Genomic DNA, 18,650 nt, shown 5'->3' on the forward strand with positions numbered 1-18,650 from the left:
GAGAATCGCGATCCAGCCCATCCAGCCATAAACAGGATGGGGGGTGAGGGTATCGAGTTCGGTAAAGTCCCAGGGTCCTTCGATCACGTTGCCCTTTGGCGGTCGCGCCGGCCTTTCGCCAAACAGATCGGCAAAGGTCTGCGGGCAAACACCGAGATTAAGGCGCCACACCCCCGCTCGGTCGAGCCACGAGCCTCTATCTCCCGCTCCATCACGATCCTTTACCGTCGCAAGATATGTCCCGCGCGCAAACCGGTTGCCGGGATTATAGAAGAAAGAGGTCTCGCCCCAAGCCTCGACGATATTGACGCCGTCGAGCTGTGCGAGGTGCTCAATGGCCATCCGCATCTCGAATTCAGCCATCGTCCTGCGCCACTTTCGACATCTGGGCCGCAACTCGATTGAGATAGTCGCGAAGAGTCTTCCCCGACTCCACGCTGAACACCGCGTCGGTCGCTTCGCAGCGATCGAGCCTGTCGACGCGGAAAACGCGAAAATCGCCGCGTAGCTCGCACCACGCGGAAAAGGTCCAGACTTGCCCCCAATATTCTGTCTGCAAGGGGCGCACGGTCCGCTCCGACACGTCGCCGCTCAGAGACAGATAGGCGATGCGCAACTTATGCCCCGCCCTGATCGCTCGGCGAATAATTGGCAGGAATGTAAAGCCCCTTCGCTTGAATGCGGGTTGGTACACGCCAAACCCCCAATCGGACGGCGCGCGGCGGCGCAGCGCCGCATGCCGCTCGATCTTGGCCAATAACGAGATCGCTGCTGTGGTCAGTTCCTCATCGGCTGTTTTGCGAACGATCTCCATTCCCAGCGTCAGGGCTTCAAGCTCCGCACCGGTCAACGCCATGGGCGGCAGGAAAACGGGTTCGCGCAGGATATAGCCAAGCCCGCGCTCACCCTCTATCGATACGCCCGATGCGATAAGGGATGCGATGTCGCGATATATGGTGCGCGCCGACACACTGAGCGCTTCGGCCAGGTCATCGGCCTTGTGCAGACGTCCATCACGCACAATCTCGACGATTTCGGCAAGACGTTCGGCACGACGCATCGCGCTCGCTAGGCTGTCACTTCGAGCACGGCATGACGCATTGTCACGGATGATCCGTCGATCGCGCTGATGAATGGCCGGGCCTCCTCAGCTCTTCCTATGCTCGCAGCAGCCGCCTTGGCGTCGTCCATTGACGCCCACTCAATATGCTCGATCCATTCGCCATCCTCGGTGCAGGATAGGCTGCGGGCGATGAACCCGGGCCGCCCGGTGACCCACGCATTGAAGTCCGCCGCCGCATTCGTAAAAGCGGCGGTATCTGTGCCCTGTATGAGCCGGAAAAGAACGCATTCGATGACGTGCTTGCTCATGCTTGTCTCCCTTTAGCATCGCCACGTCTTAAGCAAAGGCTCCTGACAATTGATGTCAGAAGAAATGCGCGCCTTCGATGCACGGCCAGAACCTGGGTTGGCTGCGCTCGCAAGCGATCTCCCCAGCGCCAAGGAGGGCATGAGCCGAAAGCTGCCGGTCGGCCATCATTACAGTCAGCCGTTCCATCGCGACTTCGCCGTTCCAAACTCAGCGCTTCTCCACGCCCCAGCGCCAGCGCCAGCCGCCGTCGGTCTTGTGGTACACCAGAACGACCAGCGGGGTCGCCAGCGCGATGGCGACAATTGCCCGCGAGAGGTCATCCGGCAGATAGGGCGCGATCAATTTGATCGCTACGGCATAGCCGAGCACGATCGCCCAGCCCTGCCACGTGACCGGGGTTGCCCCATAGCCGAACAGATGCGGTGCGAACCAATAACCCGGGCGGACGGTCCAGTTTTTGCGGATATCGTCGATCGTCATGGCATTTCCTCCTGCCGGGGCGGTCGCCCGCGTTTGGCGGTTTCGCTTACCGCCACCTTCACCCCGCGCCGTGTGAGCGCTTCCCGCAGCAGATATTCGACCTGAGCGTTGACGCTGCGCAAGTCGCCCGCCGCACTCCGTTCGATCGCGGCATAGAGCGCCGGATCGAGACGGAGCGGAAAGGCTTTCTTGGGCAGCGCCATTGCCGTTCAGCGGATCAGTAGATCGAGCCGGCATTGACGATGGGCTGGGTTTCCCGCTCACCGCACAACACGACCATCAGGTTGGAGACCATCGCCGCGCGACGCTCGTCATCCAGTTCGACGACATTCTTGGCCGACAGCATGTCGAGCGCCATTTCGACCATCCCGACAGCGCCCTCGACCAGCGTCTTGCGCGCCGCGACGACGGCCTCGGCCTGCTGGCGACGCAGCATCGCGCCGGCGATTTCCTGCGCATAGGCAAGGTGCGTAAAGCCGCATTCGTCGACGGTGATCCCCGCCACTGACAGCCGCTCCTTCAGCTCACTGCGCAGTTCGGCCCCGACCTGATCATGGTTGCCGCGCAGCGTGATTTCCTGATGCGCGAAATCGTCGTACGGATAGCGCGATCCGATGGTACGCACCGCCGCCTCGATCTGGGCGAGCACGAACGCCTTGTAATCATCGACGTCGAACAGCGCCTGCGCGGTATCCGTGACGCGCCACACTACTTGCGCGGCCATCTCGATCGGGTTGCCGCGCAGATCGTTGACCTTGATCTTCTCTGAAATCAGGTTGTTCGCGCGCAGGGAGACTTTGTTCTTGCCCATCCACGGCCAGGTCCAGCGCAGGCCGTTGATCCGATCACTGCCCTTATACGCGCCGAACAGGGTGATCGCTGCGGCCTGGTTCGGCTGGAGCATGTAAAAGCCCGACGCCACGAACAGGAGCACGATACCCCCTGCGATAACAATGCCCAACCCCAGGAGTTTCAGGGTTGGGAGCATCACGCCACCGGCGATCGTCACAATGATCGAAACCAGCAACACGACCAGCATCACATACCCGTTCGACGCCGTCGCCGGATAATCCTTGCTCCGTGCCATCACCGACGTGTCGCCCATCGACTCAACCATTCTTGCCTCCCGTTAATGTGATATCATATTTATATCGCATAGAAGGGGTCGGCAAGCGAAATCGTTGCGCATACGAAAAGGGGCGACGATGCCCGTGCACCGCCGCCCCTTTTAGGACTGTGTTAACCTAACCCCCCCGTTCGCCCTGAGCGAAGTCGAAGCCTGTCCTGAGCGACTGCCGCAGGCAGGCAGTCGAAGGGGGCACGCACAGCGCTTGGGCTTTGACTTCGCTCAGCCCGAACGTCGTAGTATGATTCAAAATCAGTCCAAGCCGCTCCAGAAACGTTCGCTTACTTCAGAACGATCGTCACCGCGCGGCGGTTCTGTGCCCAGCTGCCTTCGTCCGAGCCCAGCGCGATCGGGCGTTCCTTTCCATAGCTGATCGTGGTGATCCGCGTCGGGCTGATCCCCTTGGCGGCAAGATAGTTCTTGGTCGCATTGGCACGGCGGTCACCGAGCGCGAGGTTATATTCGCGCGTGCCGCGTTCGTCACAATGCCCCTCGATTGTCACAGGAACGTCGGGATATTTGGAGAGCCAAGCGGCCTGGCTGTCCAGCGTCGCGCGTGCCTGCGAATCGATGTCATATTCATCGAGCGCGAAACGGATCGTGTCGCTGGCAATCGAGCGCAGGAAATCGGCTGCCGTGCCCGGGATGATTCCATCACCGGTATTGTCCTGATAACCAGGTGCCGTCGACCCAACCGGGCCGGGGGGCAGCGCTTCCTTGCGCTTGGTAGTGCAGCCCGCGGTGGTAATCAGCGCGGCAGCGATGATGATCGTCGTCGTCAGTCTGGCCATTTTCGTCCTCCTTCGACTTGGTCGTTCGTTTCCGCCCTTACAAATTCAGCGGTAGTTTGGCGTCATGGTTGCGTGCCTGTCAAACATTAGAATTGTTACGGGCGTAGGGGCCCCCAACCGGGATCGGAGCCGTACAGCGGCGTTGGCAGCTTGCGTTCGTTCACGCCGGTCAGGTCCACCGACCACAGATCGGCGGTGCCCGCGCGGCCCTGACCCGACCGGAAGAACATCAACACCCGGCCATTGGGCGACCAGCTCGGCGATTCGTCCTGCCAGTCATCAGTCAGCAATTTCTCGCCGCCGCCCGAGGGGCTCATGATGCCGACCCTGAAGTTGCCCGTTACGCGGGTGAACGCGATCAGGTCCCCGCGCGGACTCCAGACCGGGGTCGCATAGCGCCCGCCGCCAAAGCTGATCCGGCGCTGGTCCGAACCGTCGGCGTTCATCACATAAAGCTGCTGCCCGCCCGAGCGATCGCTTTCGAACACGATCCGGCTGCCATCGGGTGAATAGCTGCCGCCGGTATCGATTCCGGGCGCGTTGGTGAGCCGCTGCGGCTGCCCGCCCGACGCCGAAACGCGGTAGACATCGGTGTTGCCGCCGACCGCCATTGAGAACAGGATATAGCGGCCATCAGGCGAGAAACGCGGTGCAAAGGAGAGGTTGCCCGGCGGCACCACCTGGCGCTGGCGACCGCTGCCGATGTCATAGACATAAATCGCCGGACGATCGCCGACATAGCTCATATAGACGATCGACTGCTGGTTCGGCGCGAAGCGAGGCGTGAGCACGATCGACTGGCCGTTGGTAAGGAACCGGTGGTTCGCCCCGTCCTGATCCATGATCGCAAGGCGCTTGATCTTGCGGTTTTTAGGCCCGGTTTCAGAGATATAGACGACACGGCTGTCGAAATAGGGGCCCTCGCCGGTCAGCCGCGTATAGACCATGTCGGCGCATTTATGGGCTGCGCGCCGCCAGTCTGCGGGCGGGACGACAAAGCCCTGCCGCGCCAGTTCGATCCGCGAGAAAACGTCGTACAGATAGCAGCCGACCGTCAGCGTCCCGTCACCATTGGCGCGGATAAAGCCCTGGACGAGCGCTTGTGCGCCGGTGCCGCCCCAGTAATCGAACTGGGGTGCGGTCACTTCGGGATAATCGACCGGGCGGAGCGCATTGGCACCCAGCGGGCTGAACAGGCCCGAGTTCTTGAGATCGGCAGTAATGACATCGGCAAGCTGCCGGCCAAGCGCATCGGTCGATCCCGCGGCGGTCGAGGTGACGGTGAAGGCGGGCATCACCGGAATGGCGATTGGCAGCGGGGCGGAGATACCGCCCGTCACCGAAACCTCAAGCGGCGGCGGCCCAGCGGGAGTCTGATCCTGCGCCTGGCCAGTAGGCGGCGGTGCGGCCTCCTGCGCGGCGGCGGGCACGGCGGCACAAAGCAGCAATGCCGCCAGCGACCAGAGCTTCGAAACGCGGTACATCATGCCAGACCCATCCTCAGCGCAGTTGCCATTTGTAGTTGATATTGTTCCAGCCGCCATTCGGCGTTTGGTAATATTCGGGCGGCAAGCGGAGCGGCGAGCAGCCCTTGAAAGCAGCGATTCCCAGATCGATAACGCGCCGGGCATACCGCCCCGCTTCGCCATCTGTCCCAATTTGACGCACCATCGTCGGCGTTGCTGCCAAAGTACCATCGGGGTTGAGCCGCAAATTGAGCACCGTGATGATCTCGTTTGCGCCCGGCCCGGGATTTACCTGACGATCGGCGCAGGGCTGGATCTGTCGCGAGATTGCGTCCTGGATGCTCGCCAGCGCCTTCGCATCGATGACCGCAGCGCGCGGCGTGGTCGATCGGCTGGTGCTGGGCTTGTCCGTGAGCCCTTTCAGGAAATCATCGCCGAGCCGCGATCCGCGCGGGCGTGGCTTGTCCGATGCGGGATCGGTGCCGGTCGAAGCCTTGCGCGTGGGCTTGGCCGGGGTCGCCGGGGTCGCTTCGCGCTTGGGCGGTGATTTGGCGGCTTTCTGCGGCGATTCGGGCGTCGGCTTTTTCGGCTGCGGCTTTGCCTTTTCGGCGGGCTTGGGCGGCGGCACCGGATCGGGCTGTGGCGCAGGTGGCACCGGGGCGGGTGCCGCTTCCTGTGGCTGCGGCGGAGCGGCATCCTCGGGCGGGCCCGCATCGGGCGCCCGCGATTCGGCAGGCGGCACGCGCGATTGTGGCGCGGTCGCGACGAGACCCACCTCATCGACCAGCGACACTTCAATCGGCGTTTCCAGCGACTTCATCGGTTTTTGATTGAACAGGAAACTCGCGGACAGCAGCGCAAACACCGCGACATGTACGACCACGGCAATCGCCAGCCCGGCGGCATCGGATCGGTCCATCGCCACGGGTTCACCCGCCGACACAAGAAGAACGAGCGGCGATCAACGCGCGTCCTTCCCGACCGTTACCAGCGCGACCCGGTTCAACCCGGCGCGGTTCAACTCACCCATCACCCGCATCACCCGGCCATATTCGAGCCCGCGATCAGCGCGCAGATACACTTCAGGCGGCCTGCCATCGGCGGTCTTCGCGGCGATCTGCCCCAGCACATCGGGCAACACCGCCTCGCTCACTTCATCATCATTCACGAACAGGCGGCCCTGATCGTCAAGCGCGATCTGGATGGGTTTCTGATCCTGATCGAGCGGCTTGGCGCGGCTGTCAGGCAGGTTCACGGGGACGCCTGCCGTCAGCAAGGGCGCGGTGACCATGAAGATGATCAGCAGCACCAGCATCACATCGACCATCGGCGTGACGTTGATATCGGCCATTGGCGCACGGCGGCCCCGGGCGCGGTGTGAGGGCAGGTTGATTGCCATTATTGTTTCGCCTTCATCGCCGGACCTTCGAGCTGGCGGCTGAGGGTGGCGTGGAAGGCATCGGCGAACCGATTGAGCCGCGCCTCTATGCGGTTGATGGCATGGCTGTAGCGATTATAGCCGATCACCGCCGGGATCGCCGCGAACAGGCCGATCGCGGTCGCGAACAGCGCCTCGGCAATCCCCGGTGCGACCACCGCGAGCGACGTGCTCTGCGCGGCCGCGATGCTCGAAAAGCTGCGCATGATGCCCCAGACGGTGCCGAACAAACCGACAAAAGGCGCAACCGAGCCGACCGTCGCGAGAATGTTCAGCCGATCCGACAGCTTGTCGATCTCCGCCGCCACCGATGATCCCATCGCCGTGGCGAGCCGCTCGCGCGTGCCTTCCTTGTCGATCGTGGTGCCCGCCGTCGATCGGCGCCATTCGGTGACGCCTGCGGTAAAGACGCGCGCAACGGGCAGATCGCTCTCCCCCTCGCTGCGGTGAAAGGCATCGATATCGCTCGCGTTCCAGAAATCACGTTCGAAACGCTCACCGCGTCGCCGCGCGTTGCCGACCTTGATCGCCAGCGCAACAATGACACCCCAGGTCCAGATGCTTGCCAGCAGCAAGCCGACCATCACCACTTTTACGACGATATCGGCCTGCAGAAACAACGCCACGGGCGATAGCGTCGACGGATCGGTATTCAGGACGAAGTTCATTGCGCTCTCATTCCCCCATCGCATCGGTTTGCGGTTCGCTCAGCTCAACGTCTGTCCACACCAACCGTTCAAATGCCGTTACCCAATGCTTCGGCTGCCGTCGTGCCCGACCACCGAGTGAGACGAACACCGCCGTCACATCGGCGTCTGCCAGTATCAACCCGCTCCGTATGACTCGTTGATGAATGCGGCACGAAGCGGGCCGAATGGTGATCAATCGGCTCGCCACGACGAGCGCATCATCGAGCCGGGCAGGCGCGCGGTAACGAATGGCAAGGTCGCTGACGGCATAGGCGCCCTCGCCCGCTTCATGCGCCGCGCGCTGATCAATCCCCGCCAGCCGCAACATGTCAGACCGGCCCCGCTCCATCCAACGCAGGTAATTGGCATGGTATACGACGCCCGACAAATCGGTGTCCTCAAAATAGACGCGCACCCCCAGCCGGTGCTCTCGCCCTTCAAAGCGGCCCTGGACGGGCAGGTCATGCGCATCATTTTCCACGCCTTTGCCCTAGCCGACCACCTCGATCAGCGGAACCCCGGCCAATGCCAGCTGTGCCAGATCGATCCTGCTGGACGGCGACGGGCCGCACGATAGGATGGCGGAGATGACCATCCCTGCCCTCAGCATTCGCGGCCTAGCCAAAGCGTTCGACAAACCCGTCATTACCGGGCTCGACCTTGATGTGCCCGCCGGCCAGCTTTATGCGCTGCTCGGCCCCAATGGCGCGGGCAAGACGACGACCTTGCGGATGGTGACCGGGCTGACCAAACCCGATGCCGGGACGATCGAGATTTACGGCATCGATACCCAGCATCAACCGAATGCCGCCAAGGCGATCACCGCCTGGCTGCCCGACGAACCGATGCTTTACGACAAGCTGACCCCCGCAGAATATCTCGCCTTTGTCGCCGGGCTGTGGCGAATCAAGCCGCGCGAGGCCGCGCCTGCTGCCGAGGAATTGCTGCACTGGCTCGAGCTGTGGGACGTGCGCGATACGCGGTGCGAGGGGTTTTCGCGCGGCATGAAGCAAAAGGTCGCGCTGGCGGGCGCGCTGATCCATAAGCCCCGGCTCCTGATCCTCGATGAACCGCTGACTGGGCTCGACGCTCAGATGGCGCGCAGCGTGAAGGATGCCCTACGCGCGCAGGTTGATGGCGGCGCAACGGTGATCGTCACCACGCATATCCTGGAAGTCGCCGAACGGCTCGCCGATCGAATCGGCATCATCGCCCGCGGCAAAATGCTGGTCGAAGGCACGATGGCCGAACTGCGCGACAAGGTCGGATCGGACGATTCGACGCTTGAGGATGCGTTTATTCGCCTGACATCGGCACCCGAATGACCAGGCTGATGCGCGGCCTGCCCGCGGGATCGCTGGGCTGGCTGGTGCTGCATGAACTGCGGCTCAACCTGCGCGGGGTAGCGCGAAAATCGCGGACGACCTGGATCGGCCTCGTCCTGCTGATCGGCTATATCGCGATTGGCCTATCGATCGCGTACGGCGTGCGCGACGTGCCGTTTTCGCTTGGCCCGGCGCTGCGCAACGGCATGCTCGCAGCGAGCCTGCTCGTCTTGTCGTTCATGGTGACGCAAAGCGTGCTCGCGAGCCACCGGACATTGTACGATTCAGGCGATCTCGATCTGTTGCTGTCTGCACCGGTGGGTGAACGCCGGGTGCTGCGTGCCAAGCTGATCGGTATCGCCGGATCGATCGTGCTGAGCTACGCCGTGCTGACTCTGCCGATCGTCGTGCCGATCGCACTACTTGGCCACCCGCAGCTGTTCGGGATCGTCGCGCTGCTGGCCGCGCTCGCGCTGGTGGCGGCCTGTTTTGGCCTGTCGGTCACGCTGCTGCTCGCCTGGATCGCCGGCCCCCGCGCCGCGCGCACCGTGGGGCAGATTGCCGCTGCTTTGCTGGGCGGCAGTTTCTTCATCGCCTCGCAGCTGATGTCACGCGAGCGGCCGGGGCGCGGCCGCGGCATCATCATCGATTATGTCCAGAACAGCACATGGGGGCAGGGGCCGCTGGGATCGCTGCCGGGGCGTGCTGGCTTTGGCGATCCGCTCGCCATTGCGATCATCTTTGGTGGCGCAGTGATTTTGTTCGCCATCGCCAGCCGGGTGTTTCAGTCGCGCTTTCTGGCGAGCTACCAGGCGGCGGGGATGCGGCTGGCGCGCACAAAAACGTCGCGGCGTAGCATCGCGCGGCATTTCCGATCGGGGCTGTTCGCCACCATCTTTGCCAAGGAATATCGCCTGCTGTTGCGGGATCCCGCGCTCGCCTTTCAAATCGTCTTGCGGCTCGTCTATCTCGCGCCAATCATGTTCATCGGCTTTGGCGGGCGCGGTGGGTCTGCGGTGCCGATGGCAGCGACGCTGGCCTTTGCGAGCGTCATCGTGATCGGCCAGCTGGCCGGCAGCTTTGCCTGGCTGACCATATCAGCCGAGGATACGCCCGATCTGTTGACCGTCGCGCCCGTCGACAAGGCTAAGGCAAACCGTGCCAAGCTGTTCGCTGCGCTCGCGATGGCCGCGCCGATCGGCATCATACTGCCAATCGCAGTGGGGCTGCAAACCGTACCGGGCGGCATTTGGACGCTGGTGATGACGGCGGTGGGCGGCACGCTCGCCGGGGTAACCGAGCTCACCCTCGGCAAGCCGATGCCGCGCAAATCGTTCAACCAGCGCAAGGGCGGCGGGGTGATCGCCGGGCTGCTGAGCTTCATCATCACCGCGATCTGCGGCGCGGTTGCGGGGTTGGGCGTTTACCTATTGGGGTAGCCACGCCGCCTAATCCTGCTCAAACAGCCCGTCCTGACTGCCCGCTGGCGGATTGAGCCCGAGATGTTTCCATCCGCGCGCGTTCAGGCACCGCCCCCGCGCGGTGCGCGCGACCAGCCCGAGCTGGATCAGATAGGGCTCGATCACTTCCTCGATCGTGTCGCGCGGCTCGCTGAGACCCGCCGCCAGCGTTTCCACCCCCACCGGCCCACCGCGATAAATATCGGCGATCATCGTCAGGTAACGCCGGTCCATTGCGTCGAGCCCGAGCGTATCGACCTCCAGCCGGTTGAGCGCAGCATCCGCAGCCGTCGCATCGACGATGGCGTGCCCGGCGGCATGCGCAAAATCCCGCACCCGGCGCAGCAACCGCCCAGCGATGCGCGGCGTGCCGCGTGCGCGCCGCGCGATTTCGGTAGCGCCGTCGGGGGCAAGCGCCAACCCAAGCAGCCCGGCAGCGCGCGCCACCACTTTTTCGAGCTCGGCGACGGTGTAGAAGTTGAGCCGCACCGGAATGCCGAAGCGATCCCGTAACGGCGTGGTGAGCAGCCCCTGCCGCGTGGTCGCGCCGACCAGCGTGAACTTCGGCAAATCGATCCGCACGCTGCGCGCCGATGGCCCCTCCCCGATCATCAGATCAAGCGCGCGATCCTCCATTGCCGGATAGAGGATTTCCTCGACCGCGGGCGCGAGCCGATGGATCTCATCGATGAACAGCACATCGCCATCCTCGAGGTTGGTCAGAAGCGCCGCGAGATCACCCGATTTGGCGATGACCGGGCCGGAAGTGGCGCGAAATCCGACACCAAGCTCACGTGCGATGATCTGCGCGAGCGTCGTCTTGCCGAGCCCCGGCGGCCCGAAGAACAACACATGATCGAGCGCATCGCCGCGCGCCTTCGCGGCGTTGATAAAGACGCGCAAATTCTCCCGCGCCGCCTGCTGCCCGACAAATTCGTCGAGCGATTTCGGGCGCAGAGCGGCGTCGACATCCTCGGGCGTACGCGCGGGGGTAAGGAGGCGATCGTCGGTCATTTCGGCGCGTTCAAGGCAATGCGGTTGCCCTCACTATCCTCGATCTCTGCAACAAATCCAAAAGCGCCGACGTCCTTCTTGTCGTAAAGGATTTTGGCCCCGTGCGCTTTTGCCCGCGCAATCACCGCGTCGATATCGGCGACCCCGAAATAGACGATCGGGCCGGTTTTGCCCGGCACATAGACATCGCCCTTCACCAGCGCGCCCGATGCCCCCGTCGCGCCTTCAGCCGCCGGGAACAACGCCATATCATAGCCATCGATCGTCTGCCGTTCGAGCGCGAAGCCGAACACCGCCGTGTAAAACGCAACCGCGCGATCGAGATCAGTGACGGGGATTTCGACATAGGCAATCGGGTTCGACGGCTTTGCCACACTTTTCTCCTGCATCTTGTCCTGGGCACCCAGCGCCCCCGGGGCTGCCACCATGATGCCGGCCAAAATGATGATGGAAACGGCGCGCATCACTTCGCCGCCTTTCTGAGCGCCAGCCGCACCAATGCATCGAGCGTCGCGCCCACACCCAGGTCTTCCTCTGCCGCTGCCACTGCGTTTGCCGCTTCGGCGGGGCGGAAGCCGAGGTTGAGGAGGGCGGAGACGGCGTCTGCGCCTGACCCGGTTGGCGCAGCGACGACGGTTGCCCCACCGATCGCGATTCCGCCGATCTTGTCCTTCAACTCGCGCACGATCCGTTCGGCGAGTTTCGGGCCAACGCCATTGGCACGGGCGACCATGGCCTTGTCCTGCGCCGCGATGGCGCGGGCAAGATCGCCGGGCTCAAGCGCGGAGAGGATGGCGAGCGCGACGCGCGCGCCCACGCCCTGCACGCCGGTGAGCAGCCGGAACCAGTCGCGCTCTGATGCGCTCGCAAAACCCACCAGCCGGATGAAATCCTCCGCCACCAGCATTTCGGTGTGGAGCATCACCGCCTCCCCCACCGGGCCGATCGCGGCGAGCGTGCGCGCCGATGCGCCGACGAGATAGCCCACGCCGCCGACATCGATCACCGCATGATCAACGCCGGTCGACTCCAGCCGTCCTTTGAGATGCGCGATCATCGGGCCGTGCCGATCTGCCGCTTAACGACATGCAAAGTTGCGGAAGTTGCGGGTCTCGAACGATTATGCTGCGGTTCACCCGACACGCCGGTTTGGACGCCGATGTCCGGGCATTGAGTAAAGTGCAGCATACCAAGGTACGTAACAGGAACGTCGCGCTGTAGGAAAGCGAAACATGAAGCGTCGACCATAGTTGGTTAACGCCTTGGCGATAACGATCATCCGGTCAACCACGTGCAATCCAAGGGTAAACCGTGACGGCCATTGAGCGCTGGAAATCCGAACAGGCCGAACTGCTTGCCGCATCGCTGGCACTGCGCGATCTGGTGGCCAATGCCGCGCTGCCTCAGCCCGACCGGTTGGTGCCCACCCGGTGGCGGGTCGCCCGTGCGCTGCTGCGCTATCTGCCGTCGACCGACCGGATCATTTACGCCCGATTGCGCCTGCATGCCGATGCGGCAGCGCGCGCCACGGCCAACCGTTTTGCGGCGGAAGCGGAGGCGATTTACCAGGCGTTCGAAAAGCATCTCGGCCGCTGGACGCCCGAGGCCGCGGCAGCCGATTGGGCAGCGTACCGCACACATGTACGGATGCAGGCGATGATGGTCGAAGACCGGTTGCGCCGCGAAAATGCCGAATTGCTGCCCTTCCTCGCCTCTGCCCCCGAGCTGGAACCGGTCCGCGCGCCGGGTGATCGCAACTGGGCCGGTGATGGCTGGCGGTTTCGCGACCTGCTCGGGGTGGACCAGATCGCCACCGAACGCGCCTAACGCGGTGCCAGCACCCGCGCGCTGGCCAGATGATGCGCGTGGCAGATGGCGACTGCCAGCGCATCGGCGGCATCGGCGCCGTCGATCTTCACCCCCGGCAGCAGCCGCGCGACCATGGCATGGACCTGCGCCTTTTCCGCAGCGCCGGTGCCAACGACTGCCTTTTTGACGAGCCGCGCCGCATATTCACCAACATCGATCCCGCTGCGCGCCACCGCACAGATGACAACGCCGCGCGCCTGCCCCAGCTTCAGTGTCGATTGCGGGTTGGCGTTGACGAACACTTCCTCGACCGCCGCGCTATCGGGCGCATGATCGACCACGAGCGCGCTGAGCATGGCATCGAGATGCGCAAGGCGGCGCGGGAGCGGGGCGGCGCTGTCGGTTTTCAGCCGACCATTGGCGAGATGCGAAAGCCGGTTGCCCTCCGCCCGGATCAACCCCCAACCGGTGGTGCCCAGGCCGGGATCGAGACCGAGGATGATCAGCCGAGCTTCTCCATCACCGCATCCGAAACTTCGTAATTGCCCCATACAGTCTGGACGTCATCGTCATCGTCGAGCGTGTCGATCAGCTTGAAAAGCAGCCCGGCATCGTCTTCGCCCACTTCGACCATCGTCTGCGGGCGCCAGGCGAGTTTCGCGCCTTCCGGCTCGCCGAGCACCGGGGTGAGCGCCTTCACAACCTCATGCAGATCGCCCTGCGCGGTCCAGATTTCATGGCCGTCCTCGCTCGACGTCACATCCTCCGCCCCGGCCTCAAGCGCGGCTTCGAACACCTTATCGCCGTCCCCCACACTGGCGGGATAATTGATCAGCCCCATCCGGTCGAAGGCATGGCTCACCGAGCCGCTCGCGCCCAGATTGCCCCCGTTCTTGGAGACGGCGGTGCGGACATTGGTGGCGGTGCGGTTGCGATTGTCGGTCAGCGCTTCGATGATCAGCGAAACGCCGCCGGGGCCGAACCCCTCGTAGCGGATTTCCTCATAGGTTTCAGCATCGCCCCGGCTCGCCTTGTCGATCGAGCGCTGGATATTGTCTTTGGGCAGCGATGCCGCCTTGGCCGCGTTCACCGCTGCGCGCAGTCGCGGATTCATGTCCGGATCGGGCAGGCCCATCTTGGCCGCCACGGTGATTTCGCGGCTCAGCTTGGAAAACAGCGACGAGCGTTTCTTATCCTGCGCACCCTTGCGGTGCATGATGTTCTTGAACTTGGAATGGCCTGCCATGTTAACCCCGCAAAGTGGTACTTTGCGGGGACCCCATAAGCCTGGTCATCTTCCCGCTCAACACCCGCCTATTATCGTTATGCCAGCCCCAGCGCCGCTTTGTACGTTTCCAGCAGCATTTCCGCTTCGTCGCGGTGGTGCTTTTCCATCTTCCGCAACCGGACGATCGTGCGCATCGTCTTGGTGTCGAAACCGGTCGCCTTGGCCTCGGCATAAACATCCTTGATATCGTCGGCCATCGCCTTTTTCTCTTCTTCGAGGCGCTCGATCCGTTCGATGAGAAGGCGAAGCTGGTCGGCGGCGATGATGTCGCTCATGGGGTGCGGTAACTCCGGGCAAAAAGGGTGAGCGCGGTCGTCTAGGCGATCGGGACCGCGCGCTCAACCGGTGTTGTCAGTTCGCGGGAAAAGGCCGGTGCTGGCCGCCCTGCTTCACCGTTTTGCCGCCGTGCATCACGAAATCGACCGTTTCCAGCCGGGAGACATCGGCGAGCGGATCGCCCGCCACCGCAATGATATCCGCCGCCTTGCCGGGTTCGATCGAGCCGAGCTGGTCCTTGCGGCCAAGTGCATCGGCGGCATCGATCGTCGCGGCGCGAATCGCGGCTGCAGGCGTCATGCCCGCCCCCACCATCAGCGCGAATTCGCGGGCGTTCTCGCCGTGCTTCGACACACCCGTATCGGTGCCGAACGCGACCTTCACACCAGCCGCAAAGGCCTTGGCATGGCTTACCTTGGCCGCCGCCGCTGCAGCTTCGGCCTTGGGGATCGTCGCGGCGGGCAGCGCGCCTGCGCGGCCCTGCGCCAGCGCGGCGACCGGCGCGAGCATCGTCGGCACCAGCCAGGTGCCGCGCGCCTTGAAAAGCTTGATCGTCGCATCGTCGAGGAAAGTGCCGTGATCGATCGTGTCGACCCCGGCCTCGATCGCCGCCGCCGTGCCCTCGGCGGCATGGCTGTGCGCGGCAACCTTGCGGCCAAAGCTGTGCGCGGTATCGATGATCGCCTTCATCTCCTCGGGCGTCATCTGTCGTCCGAGACCGCCTGCGACGTTCGAGAGCACCCCGCCGGTCGCGGCAAATTTGATCACCTGCGCACCAAGCCCGATCTGCGCGCGGACGGCGCGACGGCAATCATCGGGGCCATCGCAGACATTGATCTGGTGGGCGTGGACGGTATCGGCGAATTCCTCTGCTAGGCCATTGCCGCCATCACCGTGGCCGCCCGTCACCGACACCATCGAGCCTGCATTGATGATCGTCGGCCCCTCGATCTCACCCGCCGCGATGCCGTCGCGCAGCGCACGGATGCCGCGCGGATCACCGCCCAGATCGCGCACTGTGGTGAACCCGGCGAGCAGATCGGCCCGCGCATTCTTCTGCGCCTCGACCATGTCGTCGAACCGGTCGCGGGTCAGCTCGCCCAGCCGCGCCTTGAGCGGATCACCGGCAATGCCCCAGAGATGCACGTGCATGTCAATCAGCCCGGGCAGGACGAACCGGTCCTTCAGGTCGATCAGCGTGGCGCCGGCTTCGGGGGTGGCAAAACCGTCGCGGACCTCCACCACCTTGCCGTCGCGAATGATGACGGTCGCGGTGTCGCGTGGGGGCTGGCCGGGCCGGTCGAGCAGCTTGCCGGCATGGATATAGGTGGTCTTGGGGGCGGGCGCGGGTGTAGATTGGGCCGATGCGCTCACCGACGCGATCACGCCGGTGACCAGCCCGACAGCCTTCAAGAATTTCGTGCGCATCACATCCCCCGTATTCTGGTTTACACCCAGCCTATCGGGGAATGGCCGAAGGTCAAACAGCGACGCAGCTCAAGCGTTCTTGGCGACGCTTTCCTGCATACGCGCTAGCTGCTCAGGGCTGGCTTCCGCCTGATGCGCGGCCTTCCAGTCGGCATAGGGCATGCCGTAGACCAGCTCGCGGCCCGCCGCCTTGTCGAGCGCGCCCTCGGTCGCCTCCGCGATCCAGTCGCCGAGGCAATTGCGGCAGAACCCGGCCAGCCCCATCAGATCGACATTCTGCGCATCGGTGCGGTGGCGCAGGTGCATCACCAGCCGGCGAAAGGCTGCGGCCGCTACGGCATCGTCCAGGTCCTCGATCGTCTGCATACGAATACTCCTCGGTTGATCCCGTGCAGATAGGGGTTAGAGGCCAAGGCGCAACGCCGGAGGAGCGCAACGATGAGCAAGGCAACGAGCCCAAGACTGCGCAAGGTCCGCGTGCTGGCCACGCTGGGACCGGCCAGCAGCACCCCCGAGATGATCGAAAAGCTGTTCCTGGCGGGCGCGGACGCTTTCCGCATTAACATGAGCCACGGCGATCAGGACTCGAAAATCCCGTTGATCGAAGCGATCCGCAAAATGGAAAAGCGCACCGGGCGGCCATCCACCATCCTCGCCGATCTGCAGGGGCCGAAGCTGCGGGTTGGCAAGTTTGCGGCGGGCAAGGTGGTGCTGACCACGGGCGCGACCTTTCGGCTGGATCGCGATGAGACGCCGGGGGATGAAACCCGGGTCGAGCTGCCCCACCGCGAAATCTTCCTCGCGATCGAGGAAGGCGCGCGGTTGCTGCTCGATGACGGCAAGATCGTGCTGCGCGTCACCGATCACGGTGATGACTGGATCGAGACCAAGGTCGTGGTCGGCGGGGCGCTATCGAATAGCAAGGGGCTGAACGTGCCCGATGTCGTGGTGCCGATGGCAGCGCTGACCGACAAGGATCGCCGCGACCTGACCTTCGCGCTCGACCAAAAGGTCGACTGGATCGCGCTGTCGTTCGTCCAGCGGCCCGAGGATCTGGCCGAGGCGCGGTTGCTGATCCAGGGGCGCGCCGCGTTGCTCGCCAAGATCGAAAAGCCGTCGGCGATCGACCGGCTGGAGGAGATCGTCGAACAGTGCGACGGCGTGATGGTCGCGCGCGGCGACCTGGGGGTCGAGCTGCCGCCCGAATCAGTGCCGCCGCTGCAGAAGCGGATTGTCGAGGTGTCGCGGCGGCTAGGGCGGCCGGTGGTGGTGGCAACGCAGATGCTCGAATCGATGATCACCTCCCCCTCGCCCACCCGCGCCGAAGTCTCCGACGTGGCGACCGCCGTGTACGACGGGGCCGATGCGATCATGCTCTCGGCCGAAAGTGCTGCGGGCGCCTGGCCGGTCGAATCGGTCGCGATGATGAATTCGATCGCCGAAGCGGTAGAGCGTGACCCGATGCATGGTGACCGCGTTCACTTCACGATCACCCGCCCCGATCCGACCACGGCGGATGCACTCGCCGAAGCCGCGACGACGATCGCCCAGACCGCGGGGGCTTGCGCGATCATCTGTTTCACGACATCGGGATCGACCGCGCGCCGGATCGCCCGCGAGCGCCCCTCGGTGCCAATCCTGGTACTCACCCCCAATCAGGCGACCGCGCGGCGGATGGGCCTGTTATGGGGCACCCACGCCGTCCACACGCGAGACGTGAGCTCGTTCGAAGACATGGTCGCCAAGGCCAAACGTATGGCGCTGCGCCACCACATCGCCAAGGCGGGCGACCGCGTGATCGTGATGGCAGGCGTCCCCTTCGGCACGCCGGGATCGACCAATGTGCTGCACGTGGTGCGGATTATTGGCGATGAGCTGAAGGGGTATAAGGGGTAGGTGCAGGGGAAATTGGCCGGTGTTTCGGCTTCCAGTGCAGTTGCGGTCGTTTGACCTAACGACAGCTATGCGCCCCAATTATCGCCATTCAACGCGCTGATCGGCGTTCCTAGAACCCGCCGCTCATTCAGGCTCGCGGTCGGCACCCCCGATGATCCCCAGTTAGGGATATAACGTCCTTTTCCGACGCGATCGCTGAATGGAGGCATTAGGCAGAAGCGGACGATCGGTTTCTGATCAATTCTTAAAAAAGCCCGTTATACCGCCCAAAACCATCATGAGGAGCAGGCAATGTCATCGCAGACCAAACGGTCTTACAAGGGTGCAGGACAAAGCCTGCTGATTGTCGCACTCGCGACCGCGCTGGGACTTGGCTTTGCCACACTTGCTGGGGCGAACAGCATCAATATAGGCGCATATTCGGCCGTTTTCGTTTGCGCAATGCTCGCGTTCGCGGTGAACTGGTTGGCTTTCGTCCCGTCTGCTTGGGCGCAGAAAGACACCTATTACGACACTGTCGGCGCCCTGACATATCTGTCCGTGATTGGGGTCGCCGCGTCCAATGCCTGGCCGCTTGATACCAGGGCAATGGTTGTCGCAACGATGGTCGGCATATGGACAGTCCGGCTCGGAAGCTTTCTTTTCAGCCGCATTCATGCGTCGGGCGGTGCAGATCAGCGATTTGAAAAGATCAAGGTCAATCCGCCACGGTTTCTGGTCGCCTGGACGCTGCAAGCCGTATGGGTGATCTTCACAGCATCGGCAGCGCTGGTGATCATCACGTCGCGGCAA

General features: G+C 63.7%; 25 protein-coding genes. 5 read left to right on the plus strand and 20 right to left on the minus strand.

The annotated features are described in order from the left end of the window. From B7Y49_RS13215 to B7Y49_RS13270, 12 genes are all read right to left on the minus strand, one after another. Positions 1–363 (minus strand): DUF6194 family protein (locus tag B7Y49_RS13215; protein WP_374128068.1); only part of this gene is annotated, 363 nt, incomplete at its 3' end. After that, positions 356–1,060, minus strand: a complete 705-nt coding sequence (locus tag B7Y49_RS13220) for a YafY family protein (RefSeq protein ID WP_374128069.1) — start codon at positions 1,058–1,060, stop codon at positions 356–358. The genes B7Y49_RS13215 and B7Y49_RS13220, both read right to left, overlap by 8 nt. A gap of 8 nt (positions 1,061–1,068) precedes the next feature. Next, positions 1,069–1,371 carry a hypothetical protein gene (locus B7Y49_RS13225; RefSeq protein WP_374128070.1) on the minus strand — a complete coding sequence of 101 codons (303 nt, stop codon included), beginning with the start codon at positions 1,369–1,371 and terminating at the stop codon, positions 1,069–1,071. Between the two features lie 208 nt (positions 1,372–1,579). Next, positions 1,580–1,852 (minus strand): hypothetical protein, encoded by a 273-nt coding sequence (locus tag B7Y49_RS13230; protein ID WP_374128071.1) that lies wholly within the window; start codon positions 1,850–1,852, stop codon positions 1,580–1,582. Beyond that, positions 1,849–2,055, minus strand: a complete 207-nt coding sequence (locus B7Y49_RS13235) for a toxin-antitoxin system HicB family antitoxin (protein ID WP_374128072.1) — start codon at positions 2,053–2,055, stop codon at positions 1,849–1,851. The genes B7Y49_RS13230 and B7Y49_RS13235 overlap by 4 nt, the downstream gene beginning before the upstream one ends. Before the next feature lie 14 nt (positions 2,056–2,069). Further along, a complete protein-coding gene (locus B7Y49_RS13240; protein ID WP_374128091.1) occupies positions 2,070–2,840 on the minus strand; it encodes an SPFH domain-containing protein in 771 nt (256 codons plus the stop codon). 419 nt (positions 2,841–3,259) lie between these two features. After that, on the minus strand, positions 3,260–3,769 hold the full coding sequence (gene pal / locus B7Y49_RS13245) for an OmpA family protein (protein WP_374128073.1): 510 nt from the start codon (positions 3,767–3,769) through the stop codon (positions 3,260–3,262). Positions 3,770–3,864: 95 nt separating this feature from the next. Continuing rightward, positions 3,865–5,256 carry a Tol-Pal system beta propeller repeat protein TolB gene (gene tolB, locus B7Y49_RS13250; RefSeq protein WP_374128074.1) on the minus strand — a complete coding sequence of 464 codons (1,392 nt, stop codon included), beginning with the start codon at positions 5,254–5,256 and terminating at the stop codon, positions 3,865–3,867. A gap of 13 nt (positions 5,257–5,269) precedes the next feature. After that, positions 5,270–6,154: a cell envelope biogenesis protein TolA gene (locus B7Y49_RS13255; RefSeq protein ID WP_374128075.1), complete on the minus strand. Its 885-nt coding sequence runs from the start codon at positions 6,152–6,154 to the stop codon at positions 5,270–5,272. Positions 6,155–6,196: 42 nt separating this feature from the next. After that, complete coding sequence (gene tolR, locus B7Y49_RS13260) at positions 6,197–6,634, minus strand: ExbD/TolR family protein (RefSeq protein WP_374128076.1); 438 nt, start codon at positions 6,632–6,634, stop codon at positions 6,197–6,199. After that, positions 6,634–7,341 carry a protein TolQ gene (tolQ, locus tag B7Y49_RS13265; RefSeq protein ID WP_374128077.1) on the minus strand — a complete coding sequence of 236 codons (708 nt, stop codon included), beginning with the start codon at positions 7,339–7,341 and terminating at the stop codon, positions 6,634–6,636. Before tolQ ends, tolR begins: the two co-directional genes overlap by 1 nt. Before the next feature lie 7 nt (positions 7,342–7,348). Continuing rightward, complete coding sequence (locus B7Y49_RS13270; protein WP_374128078.1) at positions 7,349–7,843, minus strand: YbgC/FadM family acyl-CoA thioesterase; 495 nt, start codon at positions 7,841–7,843, stop codon at positions 7,349–7,351. Positions 7,844–7,949: 106 nt separating this feature from the next. Between B7Y49_RS13270 and B7Y49_RS13275 the strand changes: the two genes are divergently transcribed. After that, positions 7,950–8,687, plus strand: a complete 738-nt coding sequence (locus tag B7Y49_RS13275) for an ABC transporter ATP-binding protein (RefSeq protein WP_374128079.1) — start codon at positions 7,950–7,952, stop codon at positions 8,685–8,687. Further along, on the plus strand, positions 8,684–10,126 hold the full coding sequence (locus tag B7Y49_RS13280; protein WP_374128080.1) for a hypothetical protein: 1,443 nt from the start codon (positions 8,684–8,686) through the stop codon (positions 10,124–10,126). The genes B7Y49_RS13275 and B7Y49_RS13280 overlap by 4 nt, the downstream gene beginning before the upstream one ends. Before the next feature lie 9 nt (positions 10,127–10,135). Here B7Y49_RS13280 and ruvB read toward each other — a convergent pair whose 3' ends face one another. From ruvB to ruvA, 3 genes are read right to left on the minus strand one after another with little or no spacing between them, the layout of a single operon-like run. Continuing rightward, complete coding sequence (gene ruvB, locus B7Y49_RS13285) at positions 10,136–11,161, minus strand: Holliday junction branch migration DNA helicase RuvB (RefSeq protein WP_374128081.1); 1,026 nt, start codon at positions 11,159–11,161, stop codon at positions 10,136–10,138. Next, entirely contained in the window at positions 11,158–11,625 is a 468-nt protein-coding gene (locus B7Y49_RS13290; protein WP_374128082.1) for a VOC family protein, read from the minus strand. Before B7Y49_RS13290 ends, ruvB begins: the two co-directional genes overlap by 4 nt. After that, positions 11,625–12,218 carry a Holliday junction ATP-dependent DNA helicase RuvA gene (ruvA, locus tag B7Y49_RS13295; RefSeq protein ID WP_374128083.1) on the minus strand — a complete coding sequence of 198 codons (594 nt, stop codon included), beginning with the start codon at positions 12,216–12,218 and terminating at the stop codon, positions 11,625–11,627. Before ruvA ends, B7Y49_RS13290 begins: the two co-directional genes overlap by 1 nt. A 254-nt stretch (positions 12,219–12,472) precedes the next feature. Between ruvA and B7Y49_RS13300 the strand changes: the two genes are divergently transcribed. Next, a complete protein-coding gene (locus B7Y49_RS13300; protein ID WP_374128084.1) occupies positions 12,473–12,988 on the plus strand; it encodes a hypothetical protein in 516 nt (171 codons plus the stop codon). Here the strand turns inward: B7Y49_RS13300 and ruvC are convergent. From ruvC to B7Y49_RS13325, 5 genes are all read right to left on the minus strand, one after another. Beyond that, entirely contained in the window at positions 12,985–13,476 is a 492-nt protein-coding gene (gene ruvC / locus B7Y49_RS13305; protein ID WP_374128092.1) for a crossover junction endodeoxyribonuclease RuvC, read from the minus strand. The two genes, B7Y49_RS13300 and ruvC, sit on opposite strands and share 4 nt — an antisense overlap. Then, positions 13,473–14,216, minus strand: a complete 744-nt coding sequence (locus B7Y49_RS13310) for a YebC/PmpR family DNA-binding transcriptional regulator (RefSeq protein WP_374128085.1) — start codon at positions 14,214–14,216, stop codon at positions 13,473–13,475. Before B7Y49_RS13310 ends, ruvC begins: the two co-directional genes overlap by 4 nt. Positions 14,217–14,293: 77 nt before the next feature. Beyond that, positions 14,294–14,533 carry a DUF2312 domain-containing protein gene (locus B7Y49_RS13315; protein WP_374128086.1) on the minus strand — a complete coding sequence of 80 codons (240 nt, stop codon included), beginning with the start codon at positions 14,531–14,533 and terminating at the stop codon, positions 14,294–14,296. 76 nt (positions 14,534–14,609) lie between these two features. Next, the gene (locus tag B7Y49_RS13320) at positions 14,610–15,962 is read right to left on the minus strand and encodes an amidohydrolase family protein (protein WP_374128087.1); all 1,353 of its coding nucleotides are present in this window, start codon (positions 15,960–15,962) and stop codon (positions 14,610–14,612) included. Between the two features lie 69 nt (positions 15,963–16,031). Further along, positions 16,032–16,328 (minus strand): DUF1244 domain-containing protein, encoded by a 297-nt coding sequence (locus tag B7Y49_RS13325; protein WP_374128088.1) that lies wholly within the window; start codon positions 16,326–16,328, stop codon positions 16,032–16,034. Positions 16,329–16,400: 72 nt separating this feature from the next. Between B7Y49_RS13325 and pyk the strand changes: the two genes are divergently transcribed. Next, the gene (pyk, locus tag B7Y49_RS13330) at positions 16,401–17,858 is read left to right on the plus strand and encodes a pyruvate kinase (RefSeq protein ID WP_374128089.1); all 1,458 of its coding nucleotides are present in this window, start codon (positions 16,401–16,403) and stop codon (positions 17,856–17,858) included. 441 nt (positions 17,859–18,299) lie between these two features. Further along, the coding region (locus B7Y49_RS13335) for a DUF1295 domain-containing protein (RefSeq protein ID WP_374128090.1) at positions 18,300–18,650 on the plus strand (351 nt) is incomplete at its 3' end.

Source organism: Sphingomonas sp. 28-62-11 (assembly GCF_002278865.1).
Taxonomy (GTDB): Bacteria; Pseudomonadota; Alphaproteobacteria; order Sphingomonadales; family Sphingomonadaceae; genus Sphingomonas.

Excerpts from the sequence above, each read along its gene's own strand:
- B7Y49_RS13220 (WP_374128069.1), bottom strand. The coding sequence starts at position 1,060 with ATGCGTCGTGCCGAACGTCTTGCCGAAATCGTCGAGATTGTGCGTGAT.
- B7Y49_RS13225 (WP_374128070.1), bottom strand. The coding sequence starts at position 1,371 with ATGAGCAAGCACGTCATCGAATGCGTTCTTTTCCGGCTCATACAGGGC.
- B7Y49_RS13230 (WP_374128071.1), bottom strand. The coding sequence starts at position 1,852 with ATGACGATCGACGATATCCGCAAAAACTGGACCGTCCGCCCGGGTTAT.
- B7Y49_RS13235 (WP_374128072.1), bottom strand. The coding sequence starts at position 2,055 with ATGGCGCTGCCCAAGAAAGCCTTTCCGCTCCGTCTCGATCCGGCGCTC.
- B7Y49_RS13240 (WP_374128091.1), bottom strand. The coding sequence starts at position 2,840 with ATGCTCCCAACCCTGAAACTCCTGGGGTTGGGCATTGTTATCGCAGGG.
- pal (WP_374128073.1), bottom strand. The coding sequence starts at position 3,769 with ATGGCCAGACTGACGACGACGATCATCATCGCTGCCGCGCTGATTACC.
- tolB (WP_374128074.1), bottom strand. The coding sequence starts at position 5,256 with ATGATGTACCGCGTTTCGAAGCTCTGGTCGCTGGCGGCATTGCTGCTT.
- B7Y49_RS13255 (WP_374128075.1), bottom strand. The coding sequence starts at position 6,154 with ATGGACCGATCCGATGCCGCCGGGCTGGCGATTGCCGTGGTCGTACAT.
- tolR (WP_374128076.1), bottom strand. The coding sequence starts at position 6,634 with ATGGCAATCAACCTGCCCTCACACCGCGCCCGGGGCCGCCGTGCGCCA.
- tolQ (WP_374128077.1), bottom strand. The coding sequence starts at position 7,341 with ATGAACTTCGTCCTGAATACCGATCCGTCGACGCTATCGCCCGTGGCG.
- B7Y49_RS13275 (WP_374128079.1), top strand. The coding sequence starts at position 7,950 with ATGACCATCCCTGCCCTCAGCATTCGCGGCCTAGCCAAAGCGTTCGAC.
- B7Y49_RS13280 (WP_374128080.1), top strand. The coding sequence starts at position 8,684 with ATGACCAGGCTGATGCGCGGCCTGCCCGCGGGATCGCTGGGCTGGCTG.
- ruvB (WP_374128081.1), bottom strand. The coding sequence starts at position 11,161 with ATGACCGACGATCGCCTCCTTACCCCCGCGCGTACGCCCGAGGATGTC.
- B7Y49_RS13290 (WP_374128082.1), bottom strand. The coding sequence starts at position 11,625 with ATGCGCGCCGTTTCCATCATCATTTTGGCCGGCATCATGGTGGCAGCC.
- ruvA (WP_374128083.1), bottom strand. The coding sequence starts at position 12,218 with ATGATCGCGCATCTCAAAGGACGGCTGGAGTCGACCGGCGTTGATCAT.
- B7Y49_RS13310 (WP_374128085.1), bottom strand. The coding sequence starts at position 14,216 with ATGGCAGGCCATTCCAAGTTCAAGAACATCATGCACCGCAAGGGTGCG.
- B7Y49_RS13315 (WP_374128086.1), bottom strand. The coding sequence starts at position 14,533 with ATGAGCGACATCATCGCCGCCGACCAGCTTCGCCTTCTCATCGAACGG.
- B7Y49_RS13320 (WP_374128087.1), bottom strand. The coding sequence starts at position 15,962 with ATGCGCACGAAATTCTTGAAGGCTGTCGGGCTGGTCACCGGCGTGATC.
- B7Y49_RS13325 (WP_374128088.1), bottom strand. The coding sequence starts at position 16,328 with ATGCAGACGATCGAGGACCTGGACGATGCCGTAGCGGCCGCAGCCTTT.
- pyk (WP_374128089.1), top strand. The coding sequence starts at position 16,401 with ATGAGCAAGGCAACGAGCCCAAGACTGCGCAAGGTCCGCGTGCTGGCC.